Here is a 17,728-nt window from a genome sequence, read left to right as displayed (position 1 = left end):
GGATTATCGTTGTCAGGGCATTTTGAGCCATCGCCGCACGCCACCCGTCTCCAGATCGAAAAGATCCAGAACCCGACCAACGGTGTGATCGACCATCTCCGCGATGCTTGCGGGTCTGGCATAAAAGGCGGGAACAGGGGGCGTCACGATGGCGCCCATCTGGGTGACGGTCAGCATGTTGGCGATATGAGTCTGCGTCAGCGGCGTCTCGCGGGCCAGCAGCACCAGCTTTCGCCGCTCCTTCAACGTGACATCGGCTGCCCGGCTGATCAGGCTCCCCGACAGGCCATGTGCAATTTCCGCAAGCGTTTTCATCGAGCACGGCACCACGACCATACCCATGGTTCTGAAGGACCCGCTCGAAATGCTGGCAGCCATATCGTCGGATTTGTAGAAATAGCTTGCCTGCTCGCGAATATCAGCGAGTTTGTAGTCGGTCTCGTGGGTCATGGTCAGAAGCGCCGACCGGCTCACCACAACATGCGTTTCTATCTGGAGTTGCTGCAGGATTTCGAGAAGGCGAAAGCCGTAGACGAAGCCTGACGCACCGCTGATCCCAACCACCATGCGCGGGCGGTAGTCGTGTGGTCGTGGAGAGACGGCGTTCATGACGGTGTTCCCGTTGGTCTTATTCCGGTCAGACCGCCCAGAAGATCGCGCGCACGCCTGAGCGCATCGTCGCCAATCACGGCACGAATGCCATGAAAATCAGGGCTTCGCGTCGCATCGAGCGCCAGCCGCGACGTCGTACCGTCAGAACTTGACGATGGATCGAGCGGACTGCCGGGCAGACCGTCAATCGTGAAAAGATCACGATGCGGTTGGAAATGTGTGGCCATTGCCCACAACACCTGACTGTCCTGCGTGACGTCTATATCGTCGTCGACGGCTATGACCGTTTTCAGATAGGGGTCCCAGCCGAGAAGGCCCAGCATCACCTGGCGCGCTTCGCCGGGCCGACTTTGCTTCAACGCGACATAGCAGTGAAAATGCGTTCCGGAGGTGGGATAGTGCAGCCTCGTTACCGAGGGGAACCGCGCTTTCAGCTTCTCGAACATTTCAGCTTCCCGCGGCAGGCGGGCAAGGTTGAGATGCTCGTCCGTCGCACCGCCCACGACATCGACCAGCCAAGGCGTCCGACGACGCATGACAGCCGTTACGTGAAACAGCGTATTGGTCGACCGATCCGAAGAATAGCCAGAGAACTCGCCAAATGGTCCTTCCTCGACATGTGCATGGGGATCAAGATACCCCTCCAGCACATATTCTGCCGCCGCCGGAACACCGATAGCGTAGCGTGGTGTTCTGACCAGACGCAACGGCTCGCGCATCAGTCCGCCGGCAACAGCACGCTCATCTGCACCGAATGGCAACCGCGCGGAAGCAGCCAGCATGAAAAGCGGATGCGCCCCAACCACCATCGCCACCGGCAGCGGCCGACCGGTTTCACGCGCCGTCTGATACATGCGCCATAGATGCCCGCGTGAGTGCAGGCTCGTTGCCAGTGTCGACTGGGAGTGCCGCATCGACCTGTGATAACTGAGATTGGCAATGCCGGTTTCAGGATCACTCGCAACAATGATCGCATTTGTGATATAGGGGCCGCGATCACTCTCGAAATGCCGGATCATCGGAAGTTTGTCGAGATCGACGTCCTTGCTTTCGTCGACCTGTTCCATCACCGGGCCGTCGGCGACATATTCAGGCTCGATCAGAGCATTGGCGCGTTTCTGGTACTCGCCATGCAGCTCGGAAATACGCGTTCCGAAAATGCGGGCGATCCTTTCGCGCGATGCAAACACATTCGTGACCAGCGGCACCTCGCTGCCCGGAACCTGATCGCAGACCAGCATCGGTGTCCTGCCCTTTTCAGCCAGCGTCGCCACCAGTGCGGTAACATCGCGGCCGTCCTGCAGAGGTTCGCGGATATGAACGACGTCATCGGGATAAAGTTGCCGGTAGACGTTCGCGAAACTCTGAAAATCCTGTGTTCCCGTCTTGGTGACTGAATGCAGCCCGTTCATGACTCCTCCCGATGTCATTTCCTGAAATGTGCGGGGTGCGCATGCACACCCCGCACAGCGCCTCAGACGTAGGTGGCCTTGAGACGCTTCTCCGCTTCCGCCAGATCCTTGGGAGGCTTGGTGGGTTCGATACCGATGAGACGGGCTATGTTGTTGCCCAGATAGTCTTCAAGAATATCTTCGCTGAGGTTCATACCCTGCGGCTCCGGCGAACACAGAACCTCCAGCTCGCGCAACCACATACCCGGATTGTTCGGTGGCGAATCCGTACCGAATACGATCTTGTTCGGCGGCAACTGCTTTGCAAACTCCACGATGCGCGACTGGAAGCACCAGCCGGATTCGCAATAGACATTCGGCGTGTCCATCGCCATCCAGAACGCTTCGAACGAATAGTTGCCGCCCGTCTGTATCCCGAAATGGCCGATGATGAAGTTGACCATCGGAAATTCGCGAATGATGGGATAGAACTGCGTCGGGATCGAATAGGGGCCGTCACCCGTATGGATAAGCACGACGACGCCCAGCTCCGCACATTTCTTCATGGCAGGCCGCAACCATTCCAGTGCGCGGTCCGGGCGATAGCCATGCATGTTGGAATGCAGCTTCAGCATCTTGAAGCCATATTCCTTGACATGGAATTCCAGTTCCGCAGCGCCGTTTTCCGGACCCCACCGAGGATTGTAGTTGAAGTTGCCGATGAAGCGGTCCGGATATTTTTGGCAAAGCTCGGCGACATAGGACATGTAGTCACGAATGCCGTCGCGTCCGCGGCGGTTACCATCACGGTAGCCCGTGTTTCCGGGCGGCGGCTGAATGAAGCCCATATCGATCCGGCGCGGCTTGCCGTTGATCATATACGGACCGTCCATGAGCTTCAGCATGCGTTCGCCGGTAAACGGCTCACCGGTATGACGCCAGGCCTCATCGACAAGATTGGTTGGATGCAGATGGGTATCGATAATCATGTGGATTCTCCGCTGAACTACGCAAGGGTCGCCAGGTAGTGCTTGTTTTCGATGCCATGACGTTCAAGTTCTGCGACTGCATTCTGATAGGTGGCGGGCGGAGGAGTTGGCTCCATGCCCAACATTCGGGCGAGATTGTTGCCGAGGTAATCCTCAAGCGTGTCCTCGTCGAGATTCATCCCTTGCGGCGGTTCATGGCAAAGCACTTCGAGCAGATTCAGCCACATGCCTGGTTCGTTAGGCGGCGTGTCTGAACCGTAAAGGATCTTGTGCGTCGGCAAATCCTTGGCAAATTCAACGATACGCGACTGCAGACACCAGCTGCTTTCACAGAACACGTTCGGATATTCCATTGCCCATTGGAAAGGCTCGAAACAGTAGACCCCTCCGGTCTGCACACCGAAGTGCGCCATGATGAAATTGATGTCCGGATATTCCTTGATAAGCGGAATCCACTCCGTCGGAATACTGTAGGGGCCATCACCGGTATGCAGCTTGACGAGCACACCCAGTTCCCGGCATTTGTCGAGCGCTGGGCGCAGCCAGTCCTTGGCACGGTCAGGCCGATATGCATGCATATTGGCTTGCAGTTGGATCATGCGGAAACCATGTTCCTTCACATAGCGCTCAATGGCCTCGACCCCGTTCTGCACGCCGCAACGCGGATTATAGACGAAGCAGCCAATGAACCGGTCCGGGTATTTTTGAACCATTTCAAGCGTATAGGCCATATAGGCATCGATGGACTGACGCCCGTCTAGCTCCCCATCTGTCCACGTATAGATGGTGTTGCCCTGCGGCGGCTGGATGAACGCCTTGTCGATGCGACGTGGTTTGCCGTTGATCGTATAAGGGCCGTCCATCATTTGAATCAGGCGCTCGCCGCTGAACGGATCGCCATCATGCTGCCAGGCCAGATCGACCAGATTGGTCGGATAGCAACTGGTATCGATGATCATTGATTGGTCTCCTTTTCCCGGTCGTGAAGGACCGATCCTCGAGAAAACCAACTGCGTCCCCCTTTGGTGCGGCAACCGTTCGCCAGGCGACGGCAGGCTTATATTTCGACAGCAGTGATTTTCGTCACTGCCCACTATCGCCGCATTGATGGTAAGACGTACAATATCGCTTTCAGCGCATGGTGAGACGATTTCGATATGGTCGAATCCGGCGCCGAAGCTCAGAAACGCCCATCAGGAAAGCAAATCACAATAAAAAGCCGACCCTGAGGCCGGCTGTAGCTCTTCTGGGAAGGTGGCCGCCGCAGGCGATCAGTTTGGAGACTGTTTGGTCCAGTCAAACAGCATGGTTGCGCTGAGAACAGCGAAGATAAGAATGATATCGAACACGTAAACCTCGAAAATGGGAAGCCGCTGGCCTTGTTGAACGGGCAAGGAATTTACCGGTCAGCATCCCTTGAAGATCTCCCAGATCTTCATCCCCACGCCTGACATGGGTCTCATAAACGCAAGACGGCAGTGAAATCAAGCCGCGTCCGGCAACAGAGTTTCGTATTTTCAAGGACTATCGCCCCTCCCCCTTTGAGACGTACAGTGTTGTTTGTTCCGGTTGGCGAGAGGTTTTCGATATGGCTTACAATCATCTGAAACCGTTCGATCTGCGAACACTGCGTTATTTCCTGGTCGTCGCGGAAGAGCTCCATTTCGGTCGCGCCGCAGTCCGTTTGAATATGTCGCAGCCTCCTCTCAGTCAGCAGATCAGACAACTGGAGGACCGTCTCGACGTCGTGCTGTTCAAACGCAGCCATCACAATGTCGAACTGACTGCAGCGGGAATGGCTTTGAAAGAGCAGGTTCCGCTGATCTTCCAGCAGTTGGAAAAAGCTGTTGTCACGACCCGTATGACAGCAGCAGGCTCCATCGGTCGACTGGACATTGGCGTAATCAGTTCTTCGCTGGTCGGCATCATTCCCAGAGCGCTCGATATCTTCACCAGCCGTTATCCGGATGTCGACTGGCAGCTCCATGAATTAACGCCAGCGCTCCAGATACAGGGACTGCTTGAGCGTCGCATCGATGTTTGTCTTTTTCGCATGCCGCCGCATCAGGACGGCCTGCACCGGGAAATCATCATGAAGGAAGCTCTCATGGTAGCCATGCCAAGATCGCATCCTCTCGCCAGCCAGAACAGCGTCTCCTTGATGCAACTGAAAGATCAGCCGTTCGTCATGTTCGGCCTGCATCAATCGAGATTTGCAGATTTCCTCTATCAGTGTTGTGTCAAAGCAGGGTTCACGCCGACAATTCGCCAGCAGGTCGTAGAGGTGCAATCGCTTCTGAGCCTTGTCGGCGCCAATATTGGCGTCGCCCTGTTGCCCGCCAGCATGCGACAGCTGGCGCAGCCGGAAGTGGTTTTCAAACCAATTCATCCGTCGCCACCGGAAATCCCTTTATATGCTACCTATCGCGCCGGTGACATGTCACCGACACTGAAGCGCTTTCTGGCGATAATCAGCGAACTGATAAGCGAACACCGGATCAATACGGTCTCCGATGAAACAGACCGACGAATCCAGTCCGTTTTTGAGTAGCACCAGAGAACACCAGATTGAAGAGCCGCAGCATTCTTTGGAAGGACGAGAAGAACGAAGGGAGCCTGGTCGATCCTTTCGACGTAAGGCCAAGAACAAAGAACAGCTCGATCAATTTGATCCGTGACAACGGTAGCTAGGGCAAGACTGCAATCACTATTAAGGTGGCATTCTATTAAAATGACGGCTTTGTCAGCATCAACAATATGATGGTCAAAACTGCTGCAAATAATGGAAAGCCAAAAGCAAACCACCAGCGATAGTGACTATGATAGCCCCGGCGGCAATGCCTTTCCCTCGGCAGCAGCCAAACGAAGCATGCCCCACAGCCGGACAAGGCAGCCAGACCAACTTCACATGCAAGAAAATAGCCGGCAATTGACTAGACATTGGTAGCAGTTGCGGTGAACCGTATCAGTCAGTGCGACGATACCGCCGACATGAGCAATGGACTTCCGTGTTTAACGGTTGACTTGCTTGAGTGCTGCTGACCTGTTCAGGCCGGACAATACATATTGGTTCTGCACGGCATCGGGCGTTGCGCACCAATCACCGAGAATACATAACCAACTGTTCTAGTCTTATGCTTGATGTTAGGAAAATGTGTTAAATACTGATACTGTTGGACTCCCCGGCCGTGAGACCTGAATATGACAAATCAAGCCTCCCCATTGACAATCGATGACATCACAATCGTCGATCAATCGAAGTTGAAGAAAGCTGTCACGGCCGCTGCCTTAGGTAACACCATGGAATGGTTCGACTTCGGCGTTTATGGTTTTGTGGCTTTCGCACTGGGCAAAGTCTTTTTTCCTGAAGTCTCTCCTGCAATTCAAACCATTGCAGCGCTCGCGACTTTCTCGGTGCCTTTTCTTATACGTCCACTCGGTGGACTGTTTTTCGGCATCATGGGTGATCGCTTTGGCCGACAAAAAGTATTGTCGCTCACTATAATCATCATGGCAGCAAGCACATTCTGTATCGGGCTGATACCCGGCTACAACAGCATTGGTATACTTGCTCCTATACTGCTATTATTGTGTAAACTGGCACAGGGGTTTTCCGTAGGCGGGGAGTATACAGGCGCGGCTATTTTTGTGGCGGAGTATGCACCTGACCGCCAGCGTGGTGTATTGGGCAGCTGGCTCGATTTCGGTTCTATTGCAGGCTTCGTTCTCGGTGCGGGTTTTGTGGTTCTTTTACAGACCTTCTTGTCCGAAGCAGCATTTTTGAGCTGGGGTTGGCGTGTACCCTTTCTGGTTGCGGCGCCGCTTGGACTTATCGGCCTTTATCTGCGCCATGCTGCCGAAGAAACCCCGGCTTTTACCCAGCAATTGGAACGCTTGGAGCAGGAAGACAAATCAGCACTGCAAGAGCGGCCTACGGTGCCATTTACCGAGATATTCACCAAGTATCGCAGGTCCTTGCTCGTCTGTATAGGCATGGTTCTGGTGACCAATATCACTTATTACATGCTCCTTACTTATATGCCGACCTATCTATCCAGTAATTTGGGTTACTCAGAAAATCATGGCGTGATGATTATCATCGCAGTGATGATCGGCATGCTTTTCGTGCAGCCACTCATCGGCTTCACTAGCGACCGCATTGGGAGACGGCCTTTCATTCTGATTGGCAGTATCGCCCTGTTCGTAGTTGCTATTCCCGCCTTTCTGATGATCGCCAGCAACGAAACTGCCCAGATCTTCCTCGGGCTGCTGCTCCTGGCAATCGCGCTCAACTGTATGATCGGAGTGATGGCGGCAACCCTACCTGCTCTATTCCCCGCCCGAATTCGATACAGCGCCCTGGCGAGCTCCTTCAATATAGCTATAATAGCTGCCGGGCTCACTCCGACGTTGGCAGCATGGCTGGTCGCAAGCAGCAATAATTTACTCATGCCAGCATATTATCTGATGGGCGCAGCAGTAATCGGCATCGTCACCAGCGTATTCTTGCCCGAGACCGCCAACCAGCCACTACGGGGTGATACGCCGAATGCTTCTAACCCAGCAGAAGCCCAAGTTTTACTACAAGAATCCTACGATATTATTGAAGAACGTATTGAGGATATCGACGTGGAGATCGCCACGCTCCAGGCGAAGATCGCTCAGCTATCTGCGCAGCGTGAAAAATTGGCCGACCGTCACCCAAACATTGATTGATATTGCTCATGAGAGCGTGAGATTTTCAACTCCTCTGTTCTTTTACCAAACCATCAATCCCGTGCAGACCATCTACCATTCCTCCAGCCGCTGATCCTCATCCCAATCGGGATGACCGGCATGATGCAAACCGGAGTTCTTCTGACTTCTTCAGTGCCACTTTAATACAGCGTCGCCTTGTCTGCCGCAGAAACCGCCATTTGTCTCTGCTAAATGTGATAGCTGGCGAGGGACGCACCCAACGCTACAAGTATCGTACCACACGCCTTTGGCACCAACCAACCAGCCTTGTTGTGGCGAAGTCGCTCCAAGGCAAATGAAGCAATAGCGACTGCCACAACATCGGCAGTTGAGAAAATCAGGTTCACTATCATCCCCAGCACAAGGAACTGGAGCCAGAGTGGAATTTCGGCTGTGGGTTGTACAAATTGCGGTAGGAAGGTGAGGAAGAAAAGTGCCGTCTTCGGGTTGAGAACTTCAACTACAATGCTGTCGCGAAACGTTTTTGATGTCGGGCTGGTGGATTGATCTTTCTTACTCCACTCGAAGAAAATGGCGGCTCCCAACCAGATCAGATATGCGGCGCCGATAAATCTTATAATCATATAGACCCGCGGTGCATGTTCCATCAACGATGCAAGGCCGATCGTGGCACCCACGATATGCACGTAACATCCTAGATGAACGCCGAGTACAGCCATTAGGCCCGCATTACGACCATACGCAAGGGTCTGCGCGGTCATGTAAAGTATTGCGGGTCCTGGCATGCAAGCAAACGTTAGCGTAGCGACCGCAAAAGGTATCCATAAGTTCATCGACAACATGACGGCTTCTCCCCCTGGCCCGATGAGGGAGCATTAAGCTTCACTCAAACGCAATGCTATACGGCAGGTGTCGTATTTAAATGGCAGCAATGCTCGGATAGTCTACTTTTGGCTAGAGTTTTACACCGCTCCTGCTACCTACCAAAGTATGGTAAAGGGATCGACCTGAAAATTGATGGATTCGGCTTCTGCATAAGCTATCGTGGGGCAATTCCGAAGAACACTATCGCATGCACCGGCGGCGTAAGACCCTCCAACTAATGGGGAAATTAATCGTGTCGCCACGAGGGTATTCATGAAAGCGACAGGTAAAGACACATTCCAGAGGCTGAGACTGAAAGAGTTTTTCAGCGCTCGCTGCATTCACAAGGTCATGCGTGATAATGATCGTGAGAAAATATCACGTCATTTGCGCAAAAAATTCGCGAAAAGGCGCCCTCACGATCAACCCCAATTGGCGAAAGTATGTATCTAGTTCAATGGAAACTAAGATCGCTCCGCTCACCGCTTTTGCCGATTAAACTGTGGGATATAATTCAGCCGATGCCCTTTCCAATCGAACGACCGAAGGTAAAATCAGGCAACTCCGACTATGGCAGACAATGTGCCCAGGCACTTGATCTATCCGTTAGGAATCTTATGAGTAAAGCTGTTGCTTCCGGATGGGATGAAGTTGAAGTTGCGTTGCAGGTGATATCGCTCTGCGAGAGCTATATTTATGGCCCCTTTGATCGCGAGCGTTAACGCCGACAAATAGAACAACGAAACCTTGCTTTCCAGTTTGCATGTGCCAGCCACTTGTCAGTACAGATTGAGTTTTATCAGCGCCGTCCGTGCGAAGATCACCGTCGGATGGCTTTTTGACGTCTACTTGCTGTAGCAGTGGCCGCCATGGAAATATCGTAGGTTGGAGTCCTGGCGTCGTATTATTCTCTTCAGCCAGCTACCCACGCGGACCGAGATGTTTGATTGCCGGTCCAGATTCGCAGCTGAATCTATGGTAGTCATGAATGACTGGATGGAGGGCAATCTAGGTGAAACTCCACGCTCTGATGTGCGTCGACATCGAATGACAAGCGTTATAGCAACTCCTGAAATGAGTATTGGCGGCCCTGGTATCTTGGTATTTCTGGACTCACCAAGGCGCGGTGTACGGCAACGGATGGTATTGGCATAGTCTCGTCTGAACTTTTCAGCGCATTCGTGCGCTGTCTTGTGAGTGACAAAGGTCCCGCTGGAAGCCAGCATAACTTCGACCATGCGAATGCTCAACGGAAACCGGAAATACAGCCACACCGCCTCTGCAATAATCTCGGCTAGAAAATTCACGTGACACAAGCGCAGAACTGTCACCAGCTCATTATGTCCGAACCAGTATCAATAGCTGTCAAAAAATTTCCTTGCACCGGGGCGTTATCTCAGCAAATAAGCCGACTTAATTGACACAGAGCTTTATTCCGTTGTCGGATCGTGCATCAGATTAAGGTTCCCTCAAAGCCAGCAGAACAGCGCTCCATATTGATCGTCTCAACCTCAAACCATTGACTTTTCAAAACGGCCGCATTTAAACACCGGTCAAGTTCCTGAACTGGATCATTCCCAAGCGTCCGCTTTGGCCGGGTGCGCTGCGTTAGAAATCAAGAGTAAATCATGGCACACGAAGATCTCGAAGCTCGGCATCTGGAGACACTGGACCGGGACTTGAGCCGCTTCGTTCAGCTGGAAACAGCAACGAGTTACGTCTCACGTCCGCTCGTGGCTCCAGGCATTGCTCTTGTATTCATCATGCTGGCCGGGCTCGTCGCTGCCATGTTGCTGGACCAGACCACTCAGATGCTTATTGTTGTGGCCGCGACCGTTTTTGGCGCCTACATGGCTTTGAACATCGGCGCCAACGACGTGGCTAACAATATGGGACCGGCCGTCGGTGCCAATGCGCTGAGCATGGGTGGTGCGATTGCGATTGCCGCGGTGTTTGAAAGTGCTGGCGCACTCATCGCAGGAGCCGATGTTGTATCGACGGTCGCTACCGGCATAATTGCGCCAGACACACTTGCAACACCGATCATGTTCATCTGGGCAATGATGGCAGCGTTGCTCGCCTCGGCGCTTTGGGTCAACCTTGCGACATGGATCGGCGCTCCTGTTTCAACCACGCATGCGGTTGTCGGCGGTGTCGTGGGCGCCGGCATTGTCGCAGCTGGGTTCGGAGCAGTGAACTGGTCTCAAATGGCGGCTATTGCGGCAAGCTGGGTTATTTCGCCTGTGCTGGGTGCGATCATAGCTGCTGGTTTTCTCTGGTTGATCAAATCCCGTATTATCTATCGCGTGGATAAGATTGCTGCTGCTCGTTTGTGGGTCCCGATCCTTGTTGGCCTCATGGCGGGAACCTTTGCGACATATCTGATCATGAAAGGGCTGAAACAGTTGATCGATGTGTCGACTGAGGTAGCTCTGATCTTTGGATTGGCTGTTGGTGTTGGAAGCTGGTTGATCTTGATCCCGGTCATTCACCGCCAGTCATATGGGCTCGAAAACCGCAACAAGTCACTCAAGATCCTGTTCAGCATTCCTCTGGTTGTGTCGGCGGCTTTGCTGAGTTTTGCCCATGGCGCAAATGACGTGGCGAATGCTGTGGGACCGCTCGCGGCAATTGTCCAGACATCGCAAACCGAGGCGTTGAACCACGGCGTCGTGATTCCGCTCTGGGTTATGCTGATCGGTGCATGTGGCATTTCTTTAGGCTTGTGCCTGTTTGGCCCCAAGCTCATTCGAATGGTTGGCAACCAGATCACCAAGCTGAACCCGATGCGGGCTTATTGCGTGTCATTGTCAGCCGCAATCACTGTCATTCTGGCCAGCTGGTTGGGATTACCGGTCAGTTCGACCCATATAGCCATAGGCTCGATCTTTGGCGTTGGGTTCTTCCGCGAATGGGACACGGAACGACGATTGAAGAAAGCGCGCCAAGCCCTGCCATTGGATTCCATTCCGGTTGAGGAGCGCCGCCGTCGAAAGCTGGTTCGCCGCTCTCACGCGCTCACGATTGCAGCCGCCTGGGTGGTAACGGTTCCTGCTGCCGCAATCCTCTCGGCCATTTTGTTCGCACTGTTGAACCAGATCCCTGTTGGGCATTCCTGACCCGGTACGCAGAAGTCAAAAAAATGCAGCCATTTGGTTCGGCTTTCCCTGCTGGCAATCGTGCGCCGTGCTTGCCGGGCCACGCCAGACGCGTTTAGTGTTAGAGGATGCGGCAGCGAACCAGCAGTACTCTCAATTGCTTGCGTTCCAAGCGGACCTTACTGCTCTAATGCGTGAAGCATGGACGTGTTGCAAACGTTCTGTCAATGATGACAGGTTAGCATTTGGGCGGTATTCAGATAAACTTGCCGAGCTTTTCTGCTGCTAGTCGCAAGTCATCAAGATGGGCAAGCCCCTGTTCCAGAGATAGCCGCTGGGTCGGTGCGTGGAACGACAAGGTGGCGCAAAAATTGTGCCGCGCATCCATGACAGGCACTGCAACAGCAATCATGCCGTCAACGAGCTCTTCCTGATCCGTTGCAAACCCACGCACCCTTGCACGCTCGATTTCCACGCGAAGCATCGTTGTATCGACAATGGTTTTTTTGGTGAAGGACTGCTTGTCTCCGGTGAGGAGATAGCGTTCGAACTCCTCTTCCGGAAGCAAGCTGAGTGTGACTTTCCCTGACGCAGTGGCATGGAGCGGCACACGCGAACCAATATGAAGCGCTATACGCAACGGCCACTGTGTTTCCACGCGATCGACATAAATCATCGCATCATTGTCCGGAACCGCGAGGTTGCAGGTTTCGCCGATCTGCTGATTGAGCCAGATCAGAACATTTCTGCTCGGAAGACTACTCAGTGAAGCGTGCATCGCACCGATTGCCATTTCGCGGAAGCGTGCACCGGGCAGATAGCTCTTCCCATCAATGTTCTTGGTGAGAAAGCCCTGCTCCTCCAGATAGGCGAGCAGACGGTGAACTGTCGGTTTGGGCAGTTTGAGTTCTTCAATGATTTCAGCAGGGGTCATTGCGCGTCTCTGACGCCCCAGCAACTCAAGAATCTGCAGGTTCCTTATACTTGGGCTGGCAATCAGATTATTGGGTTCATTCTTCATGAAAACACTACGTCACACTGAGGTTTCCTAGTGGTTTAACCCAGCCCGGAGACGTAACCAAGCGAATTTATACCCGGTGAATTCAATAAGTTGATATTTTTCGAGACAAACTGTCTCAAAAAATTATTGACTCTCGTGCATTTTGAAACAAGGGTAACGACACTGCGATCCACAGGAGGAGTGTGGATCGGGCCATAACCGTCAAAACGCAGGAGGGCGTCATGTCGGATACAACAGTGGACGCTGTGAGGAGCGGCAGCCAGGCGAATGATGTTAGGAAAGTCGTCTTTGCCAGTCTGATCGGCTCCACCATCGAGTGGTATGACTTTTTTCTTTATGGTGTGGTGGCGGGCATCGTCTTCAACCACCTCTACTTTCCATCGGATAACGAAACTGTCTCCATTATGCTGGCCTATGCGACTTTTGCGGTAGGCTTTGTCGCCCGACCTATGGGCGGCCTCGTTTTCGGACATTTCGGCGACCGGATAGGGCGCAAGGCGATGTTGATCATCAGCTTGCTGATGATGGGCGGAGCTACCGTCGCCATCGGTCTTTTGCCCGGCTATCAAACTATCGGCCTGATGGCACCCGTGACGCTTTTGTTCCTTCGCATCCTCCAAGGCATTGGCATTGGAGGTGAATGGGGCGGTGCGGTGCTGATGGCTTATGAATATGCGCCCAAGGACAAGCGTGGCTTCTACGCTTCCCTGCCGCAGATCGGCCTGTCTCTGGGCCTATTCCTGTCGTCAGGTGTCATGGCGCTCCTGTCACTTCTGCCCGACGAACAGTTCATGATATGGGGCTGGCGTGCTGCCTTTATTGGATCAATCGTTCTTGTCTTTCTGGGGACATGGATCAGGTCCAACATTCAGGAAAGCCCCGAGTTTCAAAAAGCCAAGGCTGCGTCTCGCGGTCGGGATCCAGGTCTGCCTTTCACCACCATGATCAAGCGCTATCCGGGTAACGTCATTCTCGGCATGGGTGCCCGTTACATTGACGGCGTCTTCTTCAACATCTTTGCCGTTTTCTCGATCCTGTACCTGACCCGTTTTGCCGGACTCGATCGGACGGCAGCATTATGGACAGTCTGCGCCGCCGCCGTGGTCATGATCGTATTCATTCCCCTGTTTGGACGCCTGTCCGACCGGGTCGGACGACCTGTTACCTATGCATGGGGATCTCTCCTGCTGGGTTTGAGCGTCTTCCCGGCGTTCTGGCTCATGTCGACAGGCGTTCCCGTGCTGATCGTTCTGGGCATCGTACTGCCGTTCGGCATTATCTATCCCATGTGCTACGGACCGGAAGCTGCCCTGTTTGCAGACCTGTTTGATCCGACTGTCAGATATACTGGGATATCCTTCGTCTATCAGTTCTCGGGCATCATCGCTTCCGGTCTGACACCTATGATCGCCACTTACCTGATGTCCATCAATAACAACGATCCTTTTTGGGTATGCGTCTACGTGGTGTTTGCAGCTGCGGTGTCGTTGGCATCCGCTGTTGCAATCGAGCGCAGGCGAAAGCGGCTCTAGCGGAACCAGCACACCCCAGCGGGCAGCAAGACAGGGATCCGGCTCCGTCGTGCGACACGGACCCTGTTAGGAGGAAGTTCTTTATGAATGAAGTAGCAGACTACATCATAGTGGGTGCCGGCTCGGCGGGCTGCATCGCCGCCAACAGGATCAGTGCGGATCCCTCGGTCACCGTTCACCTGCTGGAAGCCGGCCGCAAGGACCGCAATCCGTGGATTCACATTCCGGTTGGTTATTTTCGCACGATGCACGACCCCAATTACGACTGGTGTTATCAGACAGAACCGGATTCGGGATTGAACGGACGCAGCCTCAGCTGGCCGCGTGGGAAGGTGCTCGGCGGCTCATCTTCGCTCAATGGTCTGCTTTACGTGCGTGGACAGAAAGAAGACTATGATCGTTGGGCACAGTTCGGCAATTCCGGCTGGTCCTGGCAGGATGTTGGCCCAATTTTCGAGAGTTTCGAAACGTTCCATCGCCCGGCAGCCGCAGACCGTGGAACCATGGGTGAGTTGCAGGTGTCGGCCCCACGCCTGAAGCGGGCGATCTGCGAAAAGTGGATCGAGTCCGCCCGTGCGAATGGCTACGATTACAACCCCGACTATAATGGGGCAACGCAGGAGGGCGTGGGGCATTTTCAGCTGACCATGCACAAAGGACGCAGATGCTCTTCCGCAGCCGCATTCTTGCGCCCGATTCGTCATAGACAAAATCTGACCATCCAAACCGATGCCCACATCATGCGTGTCGTCGTCCAGAATGGTCGCGCGACAGGTGTGGAATATCAGCGTCCGGACGGCACCCGCCACACGATCCATGCCAGAAATGAAATCATCCTGTGCGCTGGAGCTATCGGCTCGCCCCAGATACTCATGCTGTCCGGCATCGGCCCGGCTGAACGACTGGCCGCTCACGGCATTTCTGTTCAATACGACGCGCCGGAAGTGGGCCAGAACCTGCAGGACCATTTGCAGGCCCGGCTGGTCTTCAAATGTAACGAACCGACGCTCAATGATGAAGTTCGCAGTCTCATCAAGAAGGCTGCCATTGGTCTCGAGTATGCGCTGTTTCGGACCGGCCCCATGACGATGGCCGCCAGCCTCGTCTTCGGATTTGTCAAGACGCGGCCAGAGCTCGCCACGCCGGATATTCAGTTTCACATCCAGCCATGGTCAGCCGACAGCCCCGGCGAAGGTGTGCATCCTTTCTCTGCCTTCACCCAGTCGGTGTGCCAGTTACGGCCGGAAAGTCGTGGAACAATCACTTTGCGTTCCCGCAACCCCTTCGACCATCCAGTCATTCAGCCCAACTATCTAGCAACCAGAAACGACCAGCAGACATTGGTCGAGGGAATTCGCATCGCACGCCGCATAGCACGGACTGAACCCCTTAAATCTGCCATTGCACAGGAGTTCAGACCGACAGCCGATCTGAATGGCGATGACGAATTGCTGGATTGGGCGCGACGCAATTCCACCACGATCTACCATCCAACCGGCACCTGCCGGATGGGCGTCGACGAACGCAATGTTGTCGACGACCGGTTGCGTGTTCGCGGCATTGAAGGTCTGCGCGTCGCGGATTGCTCGATCATGCCGGAAATCGTCTCCGGTAACACAAATGCTCCGGCGATGATGATCGGCGCGAAACTGGCTCAGATGGTCCTGGAAGACAGGAAACGCGCTTTAACGGCACAAAACGCCGCTACGCCGACCTACGAAAAAGTAGCTTAGGAGAATTCACTGCCATGAAAATGACGACGGAAGAAGCATTTGTTAAGGTCTTGCAGATGCATGGGATAGAACATGCATTCGGGATCATCGGCTCCGCGATGATGCCGGTATCGGATTTGTTTCCGAAGGCGGGCATTACCTTCTGGGATTGCGCCCATGAGACGAATGCGGCGCTGATCTGCGACGGTTATACCCGCGTGACAGGCAAGATGGGCATGGCGATTGCTCAGAACGGGCCCGGCGTAACCGGCTTCGTGACTGCCATCAAGACTGCTTACTGGAACCACACGCCGATGCTGCTTGTCTCTCCACAGGCTGCCAACAAGACCATCGGTCAGGGCGGTTTTCAGGAAGTTGACCAGATGGCCCTGTTCGAAGAGATGGTCTGCTATCAGGAAGAAGTGCGCGATGCGACCCGCATTCCCGAAGTGCTGAACCGCGTGATCGAGAAGGCATGGCGCGGCTGTGCACCGGCACAGATCAACGTTCCCCGTGATTTCTGGACCCAGGTCATCGACGTCGACCTGCCACAGATCGTTCGACTGGAACGCCCGAGCGGCGGACGCGATGCCATTGCCGAGGCTGCAAAACTACTGACCAATGCGAAATTCCCGGTCATCCTTAACGGGGCCGGTGTTGTTATCGGCGGTGCGATCCCTGAATCCATCGCGCTTGCTGAAAGGCTCGATGCGCCGGTCTGCTGCGGCTATCAGCATAATGATGCCTTTCCCGGCACCCATCCGCTGTCCGCAGGTCCGCTCGGCTACAATGGTTCCAAGGCCGCGATGGAGCTGATCTCCAAGGCCGATGTGGTTCTGGCGCTCGGCACCCGTCTCAATCCGTTCTCGACCCTACCCGGCTACGGCATCGATTATTGGCCGAAAGATGCAAAGATCATTCAGGTCGACATCAATCCTGATCGTATCGGCCTCACCAAGAAGATCTCGGTCGGCATTTGCGGCGATGCCAAGCAGGTTGCGCAGCAGATTCTCGACCAGATGGGAGCCAATGCGGGCAATGCAGGTCGCGACGAGCGCAAGCAGCTCATCCATCAGCGTAAATCCGCCTGGTTGCAGCAACTTTCCTCGATGGATCATGAGGATGACGATCCGGGCACGCATTGGAATGCCGGTGCGCGCGAGCGCGAGAAGGACCGCATGTCGCCGCGGCAGGCATGGCGTGCCATTCAGGCTGGAATGCCGAAGAACGCCATCATGTCCACCGACATCGGCAATAACTGCGCCATCGGGAACGCCTATCCAAGCTTCGAACACGGACGCAAATATCTGGCGCCGGGCATGTTCGGCCCCTGCGGTTATGGCTTCCCATCCATCGTCGGCGCCAAGATCGGCCAGCCTGACACGCCAGTGGTCGGCTTTGCAGGCGACGGTGCGTTCGGCATATCCATGAACGAGATGACCTCCATCGGTCGCAAGGGCTGGCCTGCGATCACCATGGTCATCTTCCGCAACTATCAGTGGGGTGCTGAAAAGCGCAATACGACGCTGTGGTACGACAACAACTTCGTCGGCACCGAACTCAATCCGAACCTGAGCTACGCCAAGGTGGCGGATGGCTGCGGCCTGAAAGGCGTGACCGTCGATAGCCAGCAGGCGCTGACCGAAGCCTTGCAGACGGCAATCAACGAGCAGGCCAAGGGGGTGACTACCTTCATCGAAGTCGTGCTCAATCAGGAACTGGGCGAACCATTCCGCCGCGATGCGATGAAGAAACCCGTTGTCGTGGCCGGCATCGACAAGGCCGACATGCGCCAGCAAATGCCCGTCTGA

The 17,728-nt window shown here is 54.5% G+C and carries 13 protein-coding genes and 1 pseudogene; 6 read left to right on the top strand and 8 right to left on the bottom strand.

The features are described from left to right. Positions 1–12: 12 nt before the first annotated feature. The 4 genes from AC1RHM_RS07245 to AC1RHM_RS07230 all read right to left on the bottom strand — a co-directional run bounded on the left by AC1RHM_RS07245 (position 13) and on the right by AC1RHM_RS07230 (position 3,951). Positions 13–609, bottom strand: coding sequence for a UbiX family flavin prenyltransferase (locus AC1RHM_RS07245; RefSeq protein WP_051129070.1), 597 nt, complete (start codon positions 607–609; stop codon positions 13–15). Then, positions 606–2,024: a UbiD family decarboxylase gene (locus tag AC1RHM_RS07240; RefSeq protein ID WP_151612459.1), complete on the bottom strand. Its 1,419-nt coding sequence runs from the start codon at positions 2,022–2,024 to the stop codon at positions 606–608. The genes AC1RHM_RS07245 and AC1RHM_RS07240 overlap by 4 nt, the downstream gene beginning before the upstream one ends. A 62-nt stretch (positions 2,025–2,086) precedes the next feature. Next, positions 2,087–2,992 carry an amidohydrolase family protein gene (locus AC1RHM_RS07235; protein ID WP_010660438.1) on the bottom strand — a complete coding sequence of 302 codons (906 nt, stop codon included), beginning with the start codon at positions 2,990–2,992 and terminating at the stop codon, positions 2,087–2,089. A 17-nt stretch (positions 2,993–3,009) separates the two neighbouring features. Beyond that, on the bottom strand, positions 3,010–3,951 hold the full coding sequence (locus AC1RHM_RS07230) for an amidohydrolase family protein (RefSeq protein ID WP_010660439.1): 942 nt from the start codon (positions 3,949–3,951) through the stop codon (positions 3,010–3,012). A gap of 629 nt (positions 3,952–4,580) precedes the next feature. Here AC1RHM_RS07230 and AC1RHM_RS07225 point away from each other — a divergent pair. Continuing rightward, positions 4,581–5,543 carry a LysR substrate-binding domain-containing protein gene (locus tag AC1RHM_RS07225; RefSeq protein ID WP_122241733.1) on the top strand — a complete coding sequence of 321 codons (963 nt, stop codon included), beginning with the start codon at positions 4,581–4,583 and terminating at the stop codon, positions 5,541–5,543. A 175-nt stretch (positions 5,544–5,718) separates the two neighbouring features. Here AC1RHM_RS07225 and AC1RHM_RS07220 read toward each other — a convergent pair whose 3' ends face one another. Next, a complete protein-coding gene (locus AC1RHM_RS07220; RefSeq protein ID WP_226622774.1) occupies positions 5,719–5,880 on the bottom strand; it encodes a DUF2269 family protein in 162 nt (53 codons plus the stop codon). Positions 5,881–6,193: 313 nt separating this feature from the next. Between AC1RHM_RS07220 and proP the strand changes: the two genes are divergently transcribed. After that, a complete protein-coding gene (proP, locus tag AC1RHM_RS07215) occupies positions 6,194–7,708 on the top strand; it encodes a glycine betaine/L-proline transporter ProP (RefSeq protein ID WP_010660441.1) in 1,515 nt (504 codons plus the stop codon). A 209-nt stretch (positions 7,709–7,917) separates the two neighbouring features. On the opposite strand, the gene AC1RHM_RS07210 is transcribed toward proP, so the two are convergent. Further along, positions 7,918–8,532: a LysE family translocator gene (locus AC1RHM_RS07210; protein WP_492332504.1), complete on the bottom strand. Its 615-nt coding sequence runs from the start codon at positions 8,530–8,532 to the stop codon at positions 7,918–7,920. Positions 8,533–9,666: 1,134 nt separating this feature from the next. Continuing rightward, positions 9,667–9,888 (bottom strand): annotated as a pseudogene (locus AC1RHM_RS07205) (IS6 family transposase); the annotation flags it as partial. 294 nt (positions 9,889–10,182) lie between these two features. Between AC1RHM_RS07205 and AC1RHM_RS07200 the strand changes: the two are divergent. Further along, on the top strand, positions 10,183–11,673 hold the full coding sequence (locus tag AC1RHM_RS07200; protein ID WP_492332503.1) for an inorganic phosphate transporter: 1,491 nt from the start codon (positions 10,183–10,185) through the stop codon (positions 11,671–11,673). A gap of 235 nt (positions 11,674–11,908) precedes the next feature. Here AC1RHM_RS07200 and AC1RHM_RS07195 read toward each other — a convergent pair whose 3' ends face one another. Further along, complete coding sequence (locus tag AC1RHM_RS07195) at positions 11,909–12,673, bottom strand: IclR family transcriptional regulator (RefSeq protein ID WP_029376148.1); 765 nt, start codon at positions 12,671–12,673, stop codon at positions 11,909–11,911. 221 nt (positions 12,674–12,894) lie between these two features. Between AC1RHM_RS07195 and AC1RHM_RS07190 the strand changes: the two genes are divergently transcribed. The 3 genes from AC1RHM_RS07190 to xsc all read left to right on the top strand — a co-directional run bounded on the left by AC1RHM_RS07190 (position 12,895) and on the right by xsc (position 17,728). Next, positions 12,895–14,205 (top strand): MFS transporter, encoded by a 1,311-nt coding sequence (locus AC1RHM_RS07190; RefSeq protein ID WP_051129071.1) that lies wholly within the window; start codon positions 12,895–12,897, stop codon positions 14,203–14,205. An 83-nt stretch (positions 14,206–14,288) separates the two neighbouring features. After that, positions 14,289–15,938 carry a GMC family oxidoreductase gene (locus AC1RHM_RS07185; RefSeq protein ID WP_492332502.1) on the top strand — a complete coding sequence of 550 codons (1,650 nt, stop codon included), beginning with the start codon at positions 14,289–14,291 and terminating at the stop codon, positions 15,936–15,938. A gap of 14 nt (positions 15,939–15,952) precedes the next feature. After that, positions 15,953–17,728, top strand: a complete 1,776-nt coding sequence (gene xsc / locus AC1RHM_RS07180) for a sulfoacetaldehyde acetyltransferase (protein ID WP_043063076.1) — start codon at positions 15,953–15,955, stop codon at positions 17,726–17,728.

Source organism: Brucella sp. GW823-FHT04E01 (assembly GCF_058796175.1).
Note: the sequence above shows the minus strand (reverse complement) of the source record. Positions and strands in the feature narration are given on the sequence as shown.

Bases quoted from the DNA above. Each gene is read 5' to 3' on its own strand.
- AC1RHM_RS07245 (WP_051129070.1), bottom strand. From the start codon at position 609: ATGAACGCCGTCTCTCCACGACCACACGACTACCGCCCGCGCATGGTG.
- proP (WP_010660441.1), top strand. From the start codon at position 6,194: ATGACAAATCAAGCCTCCCCATTGACAATCGATGACATCACAATCGTC.
- AC1RHM_RS07195 (WP_029376148.1), bottom strand. From the start codon at position 12,673: ATGAAGAATGAACCCAATAATCTGATTGCCAGCCCAAGTATAAGGAAC.
- AC1RHM_RS07210 (WP_492332504.1), bottom strand. From the start codon at position 8,532: ATGTTGTCGATGAACTTATGGATACCTTTTGCGGTCGCTACGCTAACG.
- xsc (WP_043063076.1), top strand. From the start codon at position 15,953: ATGAAAATGACGACGGAAGAAGCATTTGTTAAGGTCTTGCAGATGCAT.
- AC1RHM_RS07185 (WP_492332502.1), top strand. From the start codon at position 14,289: ATGAATGAAGTAGCAGACTACATCATAGTGGGTGCCGGCTCGGCGGGC.
- AC1RHM_RS07190 (WP_051129071.1), top strand. From the start codon at position 12,895: ATGTCGGATACAACAGTGGACGCTGTGAGGAGCGGCAGCCAGGCGAAT.
- AC1RHM_RS07200 (WP_492332503.1), top strand. From the start codon at position 10,183: ATGGCACACGAAGATCTCGAAGCTCGGCATCTGGAGACACTGGACCGG.
- AC1RHM_RS07225 (WP_122241733.1), top strand. From the start codon at position 4,581: ATGGCTTACAATCATCTGAAACCGTTCGATCTGCGAACACTGCGTTAT.
- AC1RHM_RS07230 (WP_010660439.1), bottom strand. From the start codon at position 3,951: ATGATCATCGATACCAGTTGCTATCCGACCAATCTGGTCGATCTGGCC.
- AC1RHM_RS07240 (WP_151612459.1), bottom strand. From the start codon at position 2,024: ATGAACGGGCTGCATTCAGTCACCAAGACGGGAACACAGGATTTTCAG.
- AC1RHM_RS07235 (WP_010660438.1), bottom strand. From the start codon at position 2,992: ATGATTATCGATACCCATCTGCATCCAACCAATCTTGTCGATGAGGCC.